Here is a 13,396-nt window from a genome sequence, read left to right on the forward strand (position 1 = left end):
GCCCTCATTCGGCGCCGCGCGGTCACATGGGATCTGCGGGCCTGAACCGACGTCCGCGACCCCGCGCTCCCGGTGGAGGAGATCCGGGAGGCGTTCGGCCGACTCTGCTGGATTCAGTACATGCCACACGCCGGGGCGATAGGTCCGTGACATCGGATGGGCGGGCTGATCAGGTGCGGCCACCATCTCCGACGGCGGTTCTGCCCGTCAGTGCCTGTCACAACCTCGTCGCTCCGTGTCGCTCTTCACGCCTGGGAGGTGGGGCTGCCGGGGACTCGGCCGGGTCCGGCTGCGCTTGCCGGCGGGTGAACAGGGTCCAGGCGGTGGAGGCGAGTGCGGTCACCGTGAGGGCCGCCAGCATCGGCGTGGTGTGGGACCCGGCGCTGTCGGCGGCCCGGGCGACGGGGTTGGGCATGCCGAGACGGTCTGCCAGCCAGCCGAGGGCCGCGGTGCCTGTGAGCACTGCTCCGGTCAGGCGCAGCGCAGGCTGCGCCCGCAGGCGTGCGAGTACCAGCAGCGAGGGTAGAGCAAGGCATACCAGCAGGAGCTGGATCAGTTCTATGCCGAGGTTGAAGCCGAGGAGGCTGGTCACAAGCTGTCCGGTGGACAGGTGCATCTCCGACAGGACGAAGGAGAAGGCCATGCCGTGACCGAGCCCGAAGATCCCGGCCACGAGCGCTTCCTTGCCCGGGAAGAGGGGGCGGATCGCGTGGATCGCGCCGACCAGGATGCTCGCGGCGATGAACGCCTCAACCGGCCAGCCGGGAATGTCCAGGCGGCCGAGTGCGGTGATGGCCAGCGCGGCTGAGTGCCCGGCGGTGAAGGCGAGCGTGATGCGGCTGATGCGCCCGAGGGCGGGCCGGGCGCCGACGAGGCCGTGCCAGCGTCGTCCAGCTGCTGCGAGCGGCGCGGGCAGGAGCAGGATCAGCAGGAAGAGCAGGTGGTCGGTGCCGGTGAGGATGTGGTTGCCGCCCAGCTTCACCATGGCGAGGAATCCATGCCAGGCGCTGCCGTGGCCGAGGTCGACCGTCAGGGCGGGGACGGTCATGGTCCGGGTGTCGATGCCGATGGTGCCGACCTGGGTGGTGCCGGCGCCGTCGACGTGACCGGCAGCCCAGTCCTGACGGACGGTCACCAGTGCGGTGTGCGTGATGACTTGGTGGACGATGACGTCGTAGCCGAAGGTGAAGCGGCGTACGTCGGTGTTGACCGGCGGGGTGAGCACGGCCTCGGCGACCAGCTCGCGGTAGGGGCCGGTAGAGGTCTGCTCGGTGCTGCTGAGGCTCAGGGCGCCGACGCTGACCTGCCAGGCCTTGCCACGGGTGGTGGCCGGGTGGATGTGTTCGGCGAGGTAGGTGCGGAGGGCCTCGGCCTTCAGGGACAGCGTGGCGCGGGTGGTGTCGCTCAGATCGATCCCGCTGGCTCGGGAGAGGTCATCCACCGGCAGTTCGAGCCGGGCGGTGACCGAGGTCTGGTACACGTCGAGCTGGACCACCGAGTGCGGCATCGGATGCGCGGCGGCCGGCGACGCCCCGAGCAGGAGCGTCGCCGGTACCGCGAACGCGATCCCGGCAACCCAGCGGAGCGCTATGGTCAGCCAGTTTCGCGGTCCGGTCATGAGAAGGAGAACTCGTTGCCGTAGTCGCGGGTACGGTCGCGGTACACGGTGTGGTAGTGGATCTGGTCCCGGTAGACCACGCCGTCCTGGCAGACGAACTCGATCCAGACGCTGGGGCCGTCGATCCGGACGTAGTCGCCCTGGGTGTCCAGGCCGGTGCCGCCGGAATAGGCGAGGTAGGTCTGGTTCAGCTCACGCTCGTACGTCTTCAGGAGCTGCTTCGCGGTGGCGTCGTCCACATCGGCGACCCATGGGTGGATGGCCTCCAGGACCAGCTTCTTCTGTTTGGCCGACAGAGAGCTGACCGGAATGCCTTCCTTGGTCGCCGGGAACTTGCCGTCCTGGTCCGGGCCGAGCAGGACGTCGCTGAAGGACGTCGACAGCTTGGCGGTGGCCAGCTGCGTGTCGCTCAGGCTGCCGGTGAGCTTGAGCAGGCCGTCGCGGAATTTCGCCATCGGCGCATAGGTGGTGCCGTCGTCGGCGGTCCAGCTGGTCGGCTCGACGCCGGTGAAGAACGGGCTGGCGCCCGCCACTTTGCCGTCCCTGTACGTGATGTTCACGGCGAGGTGGTGACCGCCGAAGTGCAGCTGCCAGGTGCCGGTCGCCGACGGGGTGCCCAGGAACGCCAGGAAGTAGACGCCGCTGCCGTAGCCGCCACCGCCGGGGCCACCACCGGCGCCACCGCCGGGGCCGCCGGAGGGCGGGGCGCCGGTCGGGACGTCGGTCGGGAGATCCGAGGCAGTGGAACTGGCGGTCGGGTCGGCCGAGGGCGCGCCGGACGTGCTGTCCGTCGGTGCGGCGGACGCGGAGCTGCCGCTACCCGCCGAGGCGAGCACCTCGTCGGCCAGGAGGGTCTGCATGACGTGGTCGTAGCCCGTGTCTTTGCCGGAACCCAGGGCGACCTTCAGCATATTCTCGAGAGCGGTCAGTTGGGTGTCGGTCAGCGAGCCGGTCTGTATGCCGGGGCGGCAGGAGGAGCCGCAGGGCAGGTTCGACCACGCCGTGGCGTTCTCCTCGGTGAAGTCCAGAAGCGTGTCTGTCTGCTGGTCCGAGTCGAGGGTGTTGAGGAACGCGTTGGCGGCGCTGACCACGGCCGCGACGCCGGCGGCCTTCTTGTTGACCGGGTAGTGGACGCCGGCCTTCTTCGCATCGCTGTCGGTTGTCGCGGCGTTGGCCGCCACGAAACCGCCGCCGACGAGGACGACACCAGCGGCCACGCCGGCGATGCCCCGCCAAGTCCGGCGGCTACGAGCCTGACGTGTTCTCTCTTTACTCACGAACACTCCCTGGAGAAAGGTGGGGACGGTGCGCCGACTCTGCGGACGGCGGCGTCCGGGACACGCGCGCGCTGGATGAGAGAACTATCAGCAATATTGTTGACAACTCAATGCCCGAGCCGCCAGGCCAGTCCCATTTGGACAGCGGCACCGCATATTGAGCAAATATGCTGGGCTCATTGACAGGTTGCTCTTATCGCGGCTTCAGCAGCCGAAGCGGACGCGCGTCACGTGACGATCGCCGTCTCGGCGCCTGCTCCACTGTGTGCGGGCCACACTTCGGCGTGATGAACAGCGTCAGAGGTGTGATCGCGGCGACGATGTCCCTGCCCCGACCCGGCGACCCTGTACTCGTGACCGGGGTCGTCGTTGTGGGGCCCGAGGACTGAGTTCGATCTGACGGCTGCCCCTCTGCTGTCGGCGAATCGGTCTGGCCGGGCGGTGATCCCGGTGCTTGTGTGTCGATATGGAGATCCTGGTTCTGGGCGGAACGGCATGGGTGGCTCGTGAGTTGTCGCGCCAGGCGATCGAACGCGGCCATCGGGTGACCTGCCTCGCGCGTGGCGAGAGTGGAGAAGTCGCGGACGGAGCGACACTGGTCGCCGCCGACCGCCGCGGTCCGTCGCCGTACGAGCCCCTGCTCGACCGGGTATGGGACGCGGTCGTCGAGGTGTCATGGCAGCCGGGCTTCGTTCGTGGAGCGCTCGACGTGCTGGGCAGCAAGGCCGGGCACTGGGCGTACGTCTCGTCCGGCAGCGCCTACGCCTCCCACGCCACGCCGGGGGCGGACGAGTCCGCGGCCCTACTCGCCCCGACCGACCGGAGCGAGGTCGGCCTCGAGTTGTACGGCGAGGCGAAGGTCGCCTGTGAGCAGGCGTCGACGGCCGCTGTGGGAGACCGCCTCCTCATCGCACGAGCCGGGCTCATAGGCGGCCCGGGCGATCACAGCGGGCGTTCCGGCTACTGGGTCGCCCGCGCCGCACTCGATCCGCGTGGGCCGATGCTGGTCCCCGGCACACCGGCCATACCGACCCAGGTAGTCGATGTGCGGGACCTCAGCTCCTGGCTGCTCGACTCCGCGGAGACGGGGACCACGGGCACGTACAACGCTGTCGGTCCGGTCGTTCCGTTCGGAGAGTGGATCGAGCTGTGCCGCGCCATCGGCGGGCACACCGGTCCGGTGGTCACCGCGGAATCGGCGTGGCTGCTCGCCAACGGCGTGACCCAGTACATGGGGTCCGAGTCGCTGGCGATGTGGCTGGTCGAGCCGGGCTGGGAGGGGTGGTCGGCCCGGGACGGGTCCTCGGCGCGCGCCGCGGGGCTGCGTCACCGGCCCCGGGCGGAGATGCTGGCCGACACGCTGCGCTGGGAACGCGAGCAGGGGCTGGACCGGGAAAGGCGCGCGGGCCTCAGCGCGCAGCGCGAGCGCGCGTTGCTCGACGCCCTCGGCTGACGGCGCTGGACCGGTCGCGCGCACCCGATTGTGCGGGACCGTCAACTCTGCGGCTTGATGCGGCACGGCCCGGTCGCCGGGCGCGCATCAGGTGCCGGTCAGTAGGTCGCCCTCCTGTACTGCTGTCAGGGAGAGCGTCTTGTAGCCGACCTGCTCGAACAGCACGACGAGGCGGTCTTCCTCCGTGCGCATCACGGTGCCCGCACCCCACTCCGCGTGGCGCACCCGGTCGTTCGTCTCATAGGGCACATGCCCGGGCGGGGCAGCGACGTGCCGGTGCCCGGTTCCGGTGGCGGGGTGCTCGTCGTCGCGGTCGCACACGTCGCACCGCCCGCACGGTTGGTCGAGCTGCTCGCCGAAGTAGCCCAGAAGGTACTGGCGGCGGCAGGTGGGCGTCTCGGCGTAGCCGCGCATCATCTCGATGCGCGAGCGGTCGACGCGACGCCGCCGCTCGAACACCTGTGCCGCCTCTTCGATGGCCTCGTCTCCCGTGCGGCCGGGCAGAGCCCGGACGGTGCGGCGCCTGCCCTCGACGGTCACCGCTCCCGCCTCTTCCAGCAGGTTCAGCAGATCGCTGGTCTTGCGGCGCGACAGGCCGCACAGCTGCGCTGTCCTGCTACGGCTCTGCGGGGCGTCCTGGCCGAGCAGCGTGGTCATGATCCGGCACAGTGCGTCGGCGTCCAGGGCTCGGGCCGTGAGGAACTTCTGCAGTCCCAGGTCCTCGGGGCGGTAGAACAGCACCGCGCGGGCTGGCTCCCCATCCCGGCCAGCGCGCCCGATCTCCTGGTAGTAGGAGTCCAGCGACTCCGGGACGGACGCATGGGCGACGAACCGTACGTCCGGTTTGTCGATGCCCATCCCGAACGCGGAGGTGGCTACCACCACGGCGGGAGCGCCTGCCATGAAGCCGTCGTGGATCCGGCGGCGGTCGCCCGCCTTCATGCCGGCGTGGTACGCCTCGGCGTCCACGCCGTCCCGCCGAAGTCGCCCTGCGTACGCCTCGGCGTCTTTGCGGGTTGCGGTGTAGAGGATGCCCGGGGCGCACGCTCGGGCCGTCCAGCGTGCGACGGCCTCGCGTTTGGCGGAGTCGTCGGTGAAGGTGCGCACCGCCAGATGGATGGTGGGCCGGTCGGTCCCGGTCGTCACGACGTGGGCCTCGCGCATGTTCAGGTGCTCGACGATGTCCGCCCTGACCGGGGCTGCGGCCGTCGCCGTCAGAGCGAGTACCGGCGGACGGCCCAGCCGTTCGGCGGCCTCGCCCAGGTTCAGGTAGTCGGGGCGGAAGCTGTGTCCCCAGGCGGAGACGCAGTGGGCCTCGTCCACGACGAACAGCGAAGGGCCCAGTTCCCGCAGCTCTTCCACAACACTGTCTTTGGTCAGCTGCTCGGGGGACAAGAACAGGTATTCGGCGTCACCGTTCCGGATCGCCCGCCAGCCCCGGTCGGTAGCCGACCGGGGCTGTGCGGAGTTCACGGCCACGGCGTCCGGTGCCTCGCTCTGCCGCAAGCCGACGACCTGGTCGCGCTGCAGGGCGATCAGCGGCGATACCACGACGGTGGGGCCACCGAGCATGACGGTCGGCACCTGGTAGATCGCCGACTTGCCGGATCCGGTGGGCATGACGACCAGCACGTCGTGGCCGTCGAGGAGTGCCTCCATCGCCTCGGTCTGCTCGGCGGCCAGGTCGCTCCACCCGAACCGTTCTCGGGCGATGCGGCGCAGCTCGGCGATCCGGTCTTGCACACTCATCGCGACGCCCCTTCACAAGCCGGCACTCCTGAACCCGGCCCGGGTACCCCCGTGGCCGCGCCGCGATGCGGAGCGGCGCGCGGGCAGTCGTGCGAGGGCGAGATGCCGGCTGCCGCCCGGGTGATCACCTGCGCGCTCTTCGGCCCCGCGCGGTCGCGGCCACCCGTCACCAGGGAGAACCCGGACGAAGCCGCTGTCTGCGGGCCGACGCCGCTTCGGGACTGCACCCCAAGGGAGCTGGCATCGGATCGGGACGGTGGACCAGTTCCCGGCCGGTCAGCTAGTGCGGCGCAGCGTGGACGACGTGCCGGTCCTGGTGGTACGCGAACTCACCCTCGCCGGAGCAGACGCCCTGCAACTGGCGTACGGCGCGCTGCTGAACCTCGGGCGGCACGCCCGGCCCGCCGCTCTGCCCGGCGGTACGCAGGCACGCTGTGCGGACACGCGGACGGGGGTTCTGCAGCCACTGGTAGCGCAGGCGTGGCAGACGCACACCATGGCAACTCGACCCACGACACGACGACCCTGGGTACCCGTACGGGTACGGGTACGTCGAACTGATGATCGCGAGGAGGGCGCCTGTGCAGCAGCGTGATGAGGAACTGCTGAACTTCGACACCAGCACCCTCGAAGACTGGGACCCGGCGCGCGTTCGAACCGCACTCGACGGCAAAGACGGCGCCCTGTACCGCAACCACCTGCATATCGCCCTGCTCCTGGACCAGTGGGCGACGGCCGAGAGCCGGCGTACTGACACCGATGCGCGCTACAAGGCCGGCTATGTGCAGGCACTCGCGGACATGGCCGCCTTCTTGCGGCAGACCTACTACCTGCCCGAGGGCAGGGAGTGACGTGTGCGGTGAACCGCGCAAGCACGTTGTCGTCCTGAGCGAGCACGCCCCGACCGGTGTGACGGGCCGCGTCGGGGTACCCGGCCCTCGGCCCGGTCTGCGGACCCCGGTGCACTGAGACGCTTGCTGAGCTCGGCGCCGGTTCGTTCACAGCGCAGGAAGTGCTGCGACAGCTCGGCACGGCGTGGGAGACCGGGGCGCAAGAGCGCACCCACGCATCCGCACCGGCCGTCCCACGGCGTCCGCCCGGCAACGCGGTCCTGGGCGTACCGCTGAGTCTCTACGACCGGATGCGTGACGCGCTCGGCGTCGGTAATTCCGCGAAAGGGGTGAAGAAGGTACCGATCGCGCTGGCCGGCGTCCTCATGACCGCCGCCGCTGCGGCCTCGTGCTGCCGCGCAAGCGGCGCTGAGGCGGCGCGATCGCGCGCACTGCTGTGATGAACGTCCTTCGTCGCCCACGGACCGGTCCGCCGGGCAGGACGTCGAGCCCCCGTCGACACAGGAGGACCCCATGACCGACCGTGATGATCGCAAGGCCACCCCCGCGTCCGGCATGCGGGCGGATCACGACGACCACCGCACTCGGTCTGACGCCGGCTGGCCGAAGCACACCGAGGCGGAAGGCGACGCGGCGCTGGAAGCGACCGCCGACGCCATGGAGGAGGAGGCGCCCGTCCGCAAGGCCGTCGACGACGACACGAGCGCCGCCGCCTTCACCGGAGAGGACCCCGAGGACCGCGGCCCGCTCGCGCCCGAATTCCACGAGCCCACGGACAGCGACGGCACCGAGTGACGGTCCCGGCCCGCCGCGGTCCCCTCCGGTGGCCAGGGTGATCCTGTGCCGGCAGGCTGCGGTGGGTCGGTGAGCAGGTCTGTGTGATCCTTCGGCAGGCGCACAGCCCAGGTCCGCGGCCAGCGAGGCGGCTCGGCTTGTCCGGGTGGGCCGTCAGCCGGAGGCGCAGTTGCGGGCAGCTGTTCAGCATCCCGAGGCGTGGGTCAGCCGAGCGTGGGTGCCAGCTGTCGTCCTGGTGCCCCCACGCCATGGCACTGCAAGCTCAGGCGGGCGTGATGTTCTCCGCCTGACCTCCCTCCGGCCTTGGGTGACGTCGAATACGCACGGGTGGCGAAGAGACCGCTTTGCGGGGAAGGACCAGGCCGCCGCGACGCAGGAAGCAGAGGTGTTCTGAGGCGGTCGACGGTTTCAGTGCGCACCGCTCGGCTGTCTCGCCGACGGTCAGTTCCACGCCGCCGCGGGCAGGAGCTGGTAAGGCCGGGTTCGGGAGAAGACGTTTGTACGGGCGCGATCGGTGCAGACGATGAGCTGACACAGCCTTTATACGACGAAGCGGAGAGGCACCATGGGCATCATCGCGTGGATCATCATCGGCCTGCTCGCCGGCGCCATCGCCAAGGCCCTGATGCCGGGCAAGGACCCCGGCGGCATCATCATCACCATGCTCATCGGCATCGTCGGCGGTCTGCTCGGCGGCTGGCTCGGCAAGGTCATCTTCGGCGTCGACTCCATCGACGGGTTCTTCGACCTCTCCACCTGGATCGCCGCGATCGCCGGCTCCGTCATCCTGCTCGCCCTCTACCGCCTCGTCACCGGCAACCGGCATTCGCACCGTCACGCGACCCGCTGACGGCACAACGCCCCGGCCCACCCGGACGGCTCCCTTCCCTGTTCGCAGGAAGGGAGCCGTCAGCATGTACGGCCGGGCCCAGCACCCCACCAGCGAAGGCATCGCCCCGCACTTGCCTGAGGAAACGCTCGCCCGCGGGTCCCCTCACCCCGTGACACTTACACCTGGGGCCCGTTGCGGCCGACGTCAGCGTCCGGTCCCCTCTGAACGTTGCTGGTTCCCATCGACATCTGCGGGCTCCGCGATCCCCGAGTTCCGCCAACCCTGCGTTCGGCACGGACACACGCATGAGAGAAGTGCTCCGCCCCCGCGGCTGCCACACCAACTCTCAGGGGTGCCCACCGCATTCATGCCACTCCCTCCTCCTGGTCTGTGAAGCTCAAGTCGTCGGTCGAGGCGACATGCTCGGGTGGCGTGGTGAGGTGCCTGGCGGTGTCCAGGGCTTCCCGAATGTGCTGGGCCAGGGCGTGCCCGTCGGGGTCGTTGACCCAGCGTTCGAAGGCGACTTTGAACGCGGCGATCCCGATTTCGGCCGCGAGTGCCGCGGTAGTGGTCTCCAGGCCACGTTCGCGCAGTGCGTGGGCGAGTGTGGAGGCGAGTGCGGCGAGTTTGGCCAGTTCGCGTTCCTGGAGTTCAGGGTTGGCGGCAATGACGGTCTGGCGCTGGCGTACCAGGTCTTTGCGTTCTTCGAAGACGGGAGCGGCTTCGGTCAGGGCGCGGGTGATCACCTCCAGCGGCATGAGCGGGGCGGGGGCGCAGGCCGTGGCGTTGACGAGGGTGTCGGTGAGGGGGTTGTCGGCGGGGAAGAGCACTTCTCGTTTGTCGGCGAAGTGCCGGTAGAAGGTCCTCTCGGTGACTTCGGCGCGGGTGGCGATCTCCGCGACGGTGGTGGCGTCGAAGCCCTGGCGGTTGTAGAGCTCCAGCGCCGCCTTCTCCAGGCGGCCTCGTGCGTCGGGTTTCCATCGGCTCATGCTCCGATGCTACCCCCGATGACAGACTGTGACATCAGGTGATGACAGGCTCTGACGTCGATGCTACGGTGATGTCACAAACTGACATCAGGGTCCCGCCCCCGGTGGGGACCCGCAGCAGGAAGGCACGCACCATGCGCGTATTCGTCACCGGAGCCTCCGGACACGTCGGCTCCGCCGTCGTTCCCGAACTTCTCGAAGCGGGACACCAGGTCGTCGGCCTGGCCCGCTCGGACAAGTCCGCCGCCGCGTTGACGGCTGCCGGTGCCCAGGTGCACCGAGGGGACCTCGACGATCTCGACGGCCTCGCCGCGGCCGCTGCCGCGGCCGACGGCGTCATCCACCTGGCCTTCAAGCACGACGCCATGTTCGCCGGCGACTTCGACAGCGCGGTCACGGCGGATCTGCGCGCCATCGAGACGCTCGCAAACGCGCTCGCCGGCACCGGCAAGCCTCTGGTGACCACGTCGGGAACGGTGCTGCTCGCCTTCGCGGGGCTCGAGGACGCCGCCACCGAAGCCGACGTGATCGACGCAGGGCCGCGGGTCGACGCCGAGAACGCGGTGGTCGCACTCGCGGAACGCGGCATCCGGTCGTCCGTCGTCCGGCTTTCTCCGACGGTGCACAGCACGCTGGACCACAACGGCTTCATTCCGACCCTGATCTCCTTCGCCCGGTCCCAGGGCGTCTCCGCCTACATCGGCGACGGGGCCAACCGCTGGCCCGCCGTGCACACGCTCGACGCGGCACGCCTGTACCGGCTGGCGCTGGAATCCGCGCCGGCCGGGTCACGGCTGCACGGCGTCGACGACCAGGGCATCCCCTTCCGGGAGATCGCCGAGACGATCGGCCGTGGCCTGGACCTGCCCGTGGTCAGCATCCCGGCGACCGAGGCCGACGCCCACTTCGGCTTCCTCAGCGGCCACGTCACGGCCGACAACCCGTCCTCGAACATGCTGACCCAGGGTCTCCTCGGCTGGAAGCCCGTTCAGCCCGGCCTCATCGAGGACCTCAGCCAAGGCCACTACTTCGACGTCCCGGCGAGCGCCACAAACTGAGCCGGCCCCCGCTCCATCCCACTCGGTCCCCGCGCCGCCTCCGAGCCCTGCTCGGCGTGTCACAGCCACCCGGGCCTGCCCGAAGACCGTCGGTGCGGCGACTATCTCGCGGCACCGACGGTTTGACCACCCTCCCGCGCCTTGACGCAGACCCCACCCAGGAAGGCAGAACCATGCCCCGCTCCCGTCCCGCGATCGACAGCGAACTGGCCGCAGCACTCCAGGCCATGCCGATCGGCCCGAACGGCGTCTTCGACCTGACCGACGTCCCCGCCACACGCGAGGCCGTCCGCGCGCTCGCCGAAGTCATCGCCGGCACCATCCCCGACGAGCCCACCGTCACCGCCCACGAGATCCACGTGCCGCGCGCCGAAGCCCCTGACGTCCTCCTGCTGCGTCCGCAGAACGCGCCCGGACCGCTGCCGGTCCTCATGTGGTTCCACGGCGGTGGGCAGGTGCTCGGCTTCGCCGCCCAGGACGCACCCTGGCTCAAGCAGCTGTCCGCGGCACTCGGCTGCGCCGTCGTCGCCGTTGACTACCGCCTGGCCCCGGAAACCCCCGCGCCCGGCGCCGCCGAGGACGGATACACCGCCTACCGGTGGATCAGCGACAACGCCACCGATCTCGGTCTCGACCCCACCCGGGTCGGCCTGGCCGGCCAGAGCGGAGGCGGAGGCATCGCCGCCGCCACCGCCCTTCTGATCCGCGACCGCGGCGCAGCGGCCCCCCTGTTCCAGATGCTGCAGTACCCGATGCTCGACGACCGCAACGCGACCGACTCGAGTCGGGAGATCACCGACATCGGCATCTGGGACCGCTCGACCAACCTCCTCGCCTGGCAGGCGATCCTCGGCAACCGCGTTGGCACCGAGGACGTCACGCCCTACGCCGCTCCTTCCCGGGCGACCGACCTCGCTGGCCTGCCCCCGACCTTCATAGGCGTCGGTGAACTCGACGTCTTCCGCGACGAGAGCCTCGACTACGCCGCGCGCCTGCGCGCCCACGGCGTGCCCGTCGAGCTGCACCTCTACCCTGGCGCCTACCACGCCTTCGACCTGTTCGCCCCGCGGTCCCAGCTCGCGGAGAGCTTCCGCCACACCTGGAACCGCTACCTCGCCCGGCACCTCACGAAGGCCCCGGCAACGTCGGCTGCTTCGTAACACGCGGGTCTGACGGCGTGCCGTCCTCTCCGTAATCCCACCGGCGCCTCCGAGCCGATTGCCACCACGCGAGTGTCCTTGCCCCTTGGCTCATGGATCTCCTCATATCAGTCCGAGGCGCTCTTTTTGAACTGCGAATGACCGCTGCACGCGTCCGGTCTCCCACCACGCAGACCATGCCCGACGATCGGGGTCCGACGTGCCACCGCCAACCCTGCTTCGGACTCGTAAGTCAGGCGGAGGCGCCGCCGTCGACGACGAGGTCGCTGCCGACCACGGAGGCGGCGTCCGGCGAGGCCAGATACAGCACTGCCGCTGCGATTTCGGCGGTAGATGAGACACGCCCCAGCGGGGAGACCCTCTTCATCCGGTCGGCGCGGTCGGCGTCGGTCTCACCGGAGCGCAGTGACATGGGTGTGGCGGAGGGGCCGGGACTTACAGCGTTGATGCGGATCCCCTCGGCTATGTGATCCAGAGCGGCTGCCCGGGTCAGCGCGGAGACAGCCGCTTTGGTGGCGATGTAGCCGGCCAAGCCCGGAGTGCGGCGGTGGGCGCCGAGGTTCGCGGCGATGTTGACGATCGCGCCGCCGGTGGGCTGGTTACGCATCTGGGCGATTTCGGCCTGGAGACTGAACAGGACACCGGTGACGTTGATGTCGAGCAGGCTGCGCCAGTCCTCCTCCTGGAGGTCGGCTATGGGTGCGCCGCCCCGGAAGACTCCAGCATTGTTGACGGCGACATCGAGGTTGCCGAAGTGTTTGACGGTGCGGCCGACCAGAGCTTTGACGTCCTCGGAGCGGGTTACGTCGGCGGTGACCGCGGCCGCTGTGCCGCCCTCCTTCTCGATCAGAGCGACTGTCTCGTCAAGCACTGGCGCCGTGCGTCCGGCCGCGACCACCGAGGCCCCTTCGGCGGCAAAGGCGAGAGCGATGGCCCGGCCGATGCCGGAGCCTGCACCCGTGACGAGGACGGTCTTACCGGTGAAACGTGCGGTCATGGTGATGACTTTCTTGATCGATGCTCGGTTATTTGGCGGGCATTGAGGAAAGCAGCAGCGGCGAAGGCAACCGTCGTTGCGGCGAGCGAGGTGGCATCGGAGACGAGCGTCAGAGCGGCCGTGAAGATGACGGTGGCGCCCAGTTCCATCGCGGTGTTCATGACGCCGCCCGCGAGTCCGGTCTGCTGCGGTTCCACCCCGTGTGTCGCGAGGACAGCAGCCCCCGCGGAACTGGCGGCTCCGCCCGCTGGCAGCGTGAGCAGGCCAGGGAGAAGTCCGTACACATACGGGGTGTGCGGTGCCGGACCGGTGAGTGCGAGCAGCGCAAGACCTGTCGCGGAGAGAGCGAGCCCGCAGGTGGTGACGGCTGATGCTCCGTATCCGGCAATCAGCAGGCCTGCCATACGGCCCGTTACGGGCAGTGCCACCGCGAAGGGAACGAAGGCGGCGGAAGTCTGCGCCTGCGACCAGCCGCGGTTCTGCTGGAGGTGAAAATCAGTGACATCCGTACGGTGGCGAGCAGCGCGAAGGCTGAGCCGGACGCAGCCTCGGTCGAGGTGCCTGCGGTCGCGTTCCACCACCGCGTCACGGCCATCTCTCCCCCAAATATTTGACTG

At 69.7% G+C, this 13,396-nt stretch carries 14 protein-coding genes; 7 read left to right on the top strand and 7 right to left on the bottom strand.

Going from position 1 to position 13,396, the window contains the following annotated elements; genetic code table 11:
* Nucleotides 1–217: 217 nt before the first annotated feature.
* Both QF030_RS04100 and QF030_RS04105 read right to left on the bottom strand, forming a co-directional pair.
* On the bottom strand, nucleotides 218–1,618 hold the full coding sequence (locus QF030_RS04100; RefSeq protein WP_307161262.1) for a HupE/UreJ family protein: 1,401 nt from the start codon (nucleotides 1,616–1,618) through the stop codon (nucleotides 218–220).
* Nucleotides 1,615–2,835, bottom strand: coding sequence for a DUF3500 domain-containing protein (locus tag QF030_RS04105; RefSeq protein WP_307161263.1), 1,221 nt, complete (start codon nucleotides 2,833–2,835; stop codon nucleotides 1,615–1,617). Before QF030_RS04105 ends, QF030_RS04100 begins: the two co-directional genes overlap by 4 nt.
* A 526-nt stretch (nucleotides 2,836–3,361) precedes the next feature.
* Here QF030_RS04105 and QF030_RS04110 point away from each other — a divergent pair.
* The gene (locus tag QF030_RS04110; protein ID WP_307161264.1) at nucleotides 3,362–4,348 is read left to right on the top strand and encodes an oxidoreductase; all 987 of its coding nucleotides are present in this window, start codon (nucleotides 3,362–3,364) and stop codon (nucleotides 4,346–4,348) included.
* Nucleotides 4,349–4,435: 87 nt separating this feature from the next.
* Here QF030_RS04110 and QF030_RS04115 read toward each other — a convergent pair whose 3' ends face one another.
* Nucleotides 4,436–6,097, bottom strand: coding sequence for a RecQ family ATP-dependent DNA helicase (locus tag QF030_RS04115; protein ID WP_307161265.1), 1,662 nt, complete (start codon nucleotides 6,095–6,097; stop codon nucleotides 4,436–4,438).
* A gap of 280 nt (nucleotides 6,098–6,377) precedes the next feature.
* Nucleotides 6,378–6,590 carry a hypothetical protein gene (locus QF030_RS04120; protein WP_307161266.1) on the bottom strand — a complete coding sequence of 71 codons (213 nt, stop codon included), beginning with the start codon at nucleotides 6,588–6,590 and terminating at the stop codon, nucleotides 6,378–6,380.
* An 88-nt stretch (nucleotides 6,591–6,678) separates the two neighbouring features.
* Here QF030_RS04120 and QF030_RS04125 point away from each other — a divergent pair, with 88 nt between their 5' ends.
* The 4 genes from QF030_RS04125 to QF030_RS04140 all read left to right on the top strand — a co-directional run bounded on the left by QF030_RS04125 (nucleotide 6,679) and on the right by QF030_RS04140 (nucleotide 8,593).
* On the top strand, nucleotides 6,679–6,948 hold the full coding sequence (locus tag QF030_RS04125) for a hypothetical protein (protein WP_307161267.1): 270 nt from the start codon (nucleotides 6,679–6,681) through the stop codon (nucleotides 6,946–6,948).
* A 161-nt stretch (nucleotides 6,949–7,109) separates the two neighbouring features.
* Nucleotides 7,110–7,388 (top strand): hypothetical protein, encoded by a 279-nt coding sequence (locus QF030_RS04130; RefSeq protein WP_307161268.1) that lies wholly within the window; start codon nucleotides 7,110–7,112, stop codon nucleotides 7,386–7,388.
* Nucleotides 7,389–7,461: 73 nt separating this feature from the next.
* Nucleotides 7,462–7,743, top strand: coding sequence for a hypothetical protein (locus QF030_RS04135; RefSeq protein WP_307161269.1), 282 nt, complete (start codon nucleotides 7,462–7,464; stop codon nucleotides 7,741–7,743).
* A 565-nt stretch (nucleotides 7,744–8,308) separates the two neighbouring features.
* Nucleotides 8,309–8,593 (top strand): GlsB/YeaQ/YmgE family stress response membrane protein, encoded by a 285-nt coding sequence (locus QF030_RS04140; RefSeq protein WP_307161270.1) that lies wholly within the window; start codon nucleotides 8,309–8,311, stop codon nucleotides 8,591–8,593.
* A 347-nt stretch (nucleotides 8,594–8,940) separates the two neighbouring features.
* On the opposite strand, the gene QF030_RS04145 is transcribed toward QF030_RS04140, so the two are convergent.
* Nucleotides 8,941–9,564, bottom strand: a complete 624-nt coding sequence (locus QF030_RS04145) for a TetR family transcriptional regulator (protein WP_307161271.1) — start codon at nucleotides 9,562–9,564, stop codon at nucleotides 8,941–8,943.
* Nucleotides 9,565–9,698: 134 nt separating this feature from the next.
* Here QF030_RS04145 and QF030_RS04150 point away from each other — a divergent pair, with 134 nt between their 5' ends.
* Together QF030_RS04150 and QF030_RS04155 are read left to right on the top strand one after the other, a co-directional pair.
* Entirely contained in the window at nucleotides 9,699–10,622 is a 924-nt protein-coding gene (locus QF030_RS04150; protein ID WP_307161272.1) for an SDR family oxidoreductase, read from the top strand.
* A 173-nt stretch (nucleotides 10,623–10,795) separates the two neighbouring features.
* Nucleotides 10,796–11,782 carry an alpha/beta hydrolase fold domain-containing protein gene (locus QF030_RS04155; RefSeq protein ID WP_307161273.1) on the top strand — a complete coding sequence of 329 codons (987 nt, stop codon included), beginning with the start codon at nucleotides 10,796–10,798 and terminating at the stop codon, nucleotides 11,780–11,782.
* A 232-nt stretch (nucleotides 11,783–12,014) separates the two neighbouring features.
* On the opposite strand, the gene QF030_RS04160 is transcribed toward QF030_RS04155, so the two are convergent.
* Entirely contained in the window at nucleotides 12,015–12,779 is a 765-nt protein-coding gene (locus QF030_RS04160) for an SDR family NAD(P)-dependent oxidoreductase (RefSeq protein ID WP_307161274.1), read from the bottom strand.
* Nucleotides 12,776–13,360, bottom strand: coding sequence for a hypothetical protein (locus QF030_RS04165; RefSeq protein WP_307161275.1), 585 nt, complete (start codon nucleotides 13,358–13,360; stop codon nucleotides 12,776–12,778). The genes QF030_RS04160 and QF030_RS04165 overlap by 4 nt, the downstream gene beginning before the upstream one ends.
* Nucleotides 13,361–13,396: the final 36 nt, after the last annotated feature.

This window comes from Streptomyces rishiriensis, from assembly GCF_030815485.1.
Taxonomy (GTDB): domain Bacteria; phylum Actinomycetota; class Actinomycetes; order Streptomycetales; family Streptomycetaceae; genus Streptomyces; species Streptomyces rishiriensis_A.

Coding starts and splice junctions, on each gene's coding strand:
- QF030_RS04145 (WP_307161271.1), bottom strand. CDS start 9,564: ATGAGCCGATGGAAACCCGACGCACGAGGCCGCCTGGAGAAGGCGGCG.
- QF030_RS04135 (WP_307161269.1), top strand. CDS start 7,462: ATGACCGACCGTGATGATCGCAAGGCCACCCCCGCGTCCGGCATGCGG.
- QF030_RS04150 (WP_307161272.1), top strand. CDS start 9,699: ATGCGCGTATTCGTCACCGGAGCCTCCGGACACGTCGGCTCCGCCGTC.
- QF030_RS04110 (WP_307161264.1), top strand. CDS start 3,362: ATGGAGATCCTGGTTCTGGGCGGAACGGCATGGGTGGCTCGTGAGTTG.
- QF030_RS04115 (WP_307161265.1), bottom strand. CDS start 6,097: ATGAGTGTGCAAGACCGGATCGCCGAGCTGCGCCGCATCGCCCGAGAA.
- QF030_RS04155 (WP_307161273.1), top strand. CDS start 10,796: ATGCCCCGCTCCCGTCCCGCGATCGACAGCGAACTGGCCGCAGCACTC.
- QF030_RS04100 (WP_307161262.1), bottom strand. CDS start 1,618: ATGACCGGACCGCGAAACTGGCTGACCATAGCGCTCCGCTGGGTTGCC.
- QF030_RS04160 (WP_307161274.1), bottom strand. CDS start 12,779: ATGACCGCACGTTTCACCGGTAAGACCGTCCTCGTCACGGGTGCAGGC.
- QF030_RS04140 (WP_307161270.1), top strand. CDS start 8,309: ATGGGCATCATCGCGTGGATCATCATCGGCCTGCTCGCCGGCGCCATC.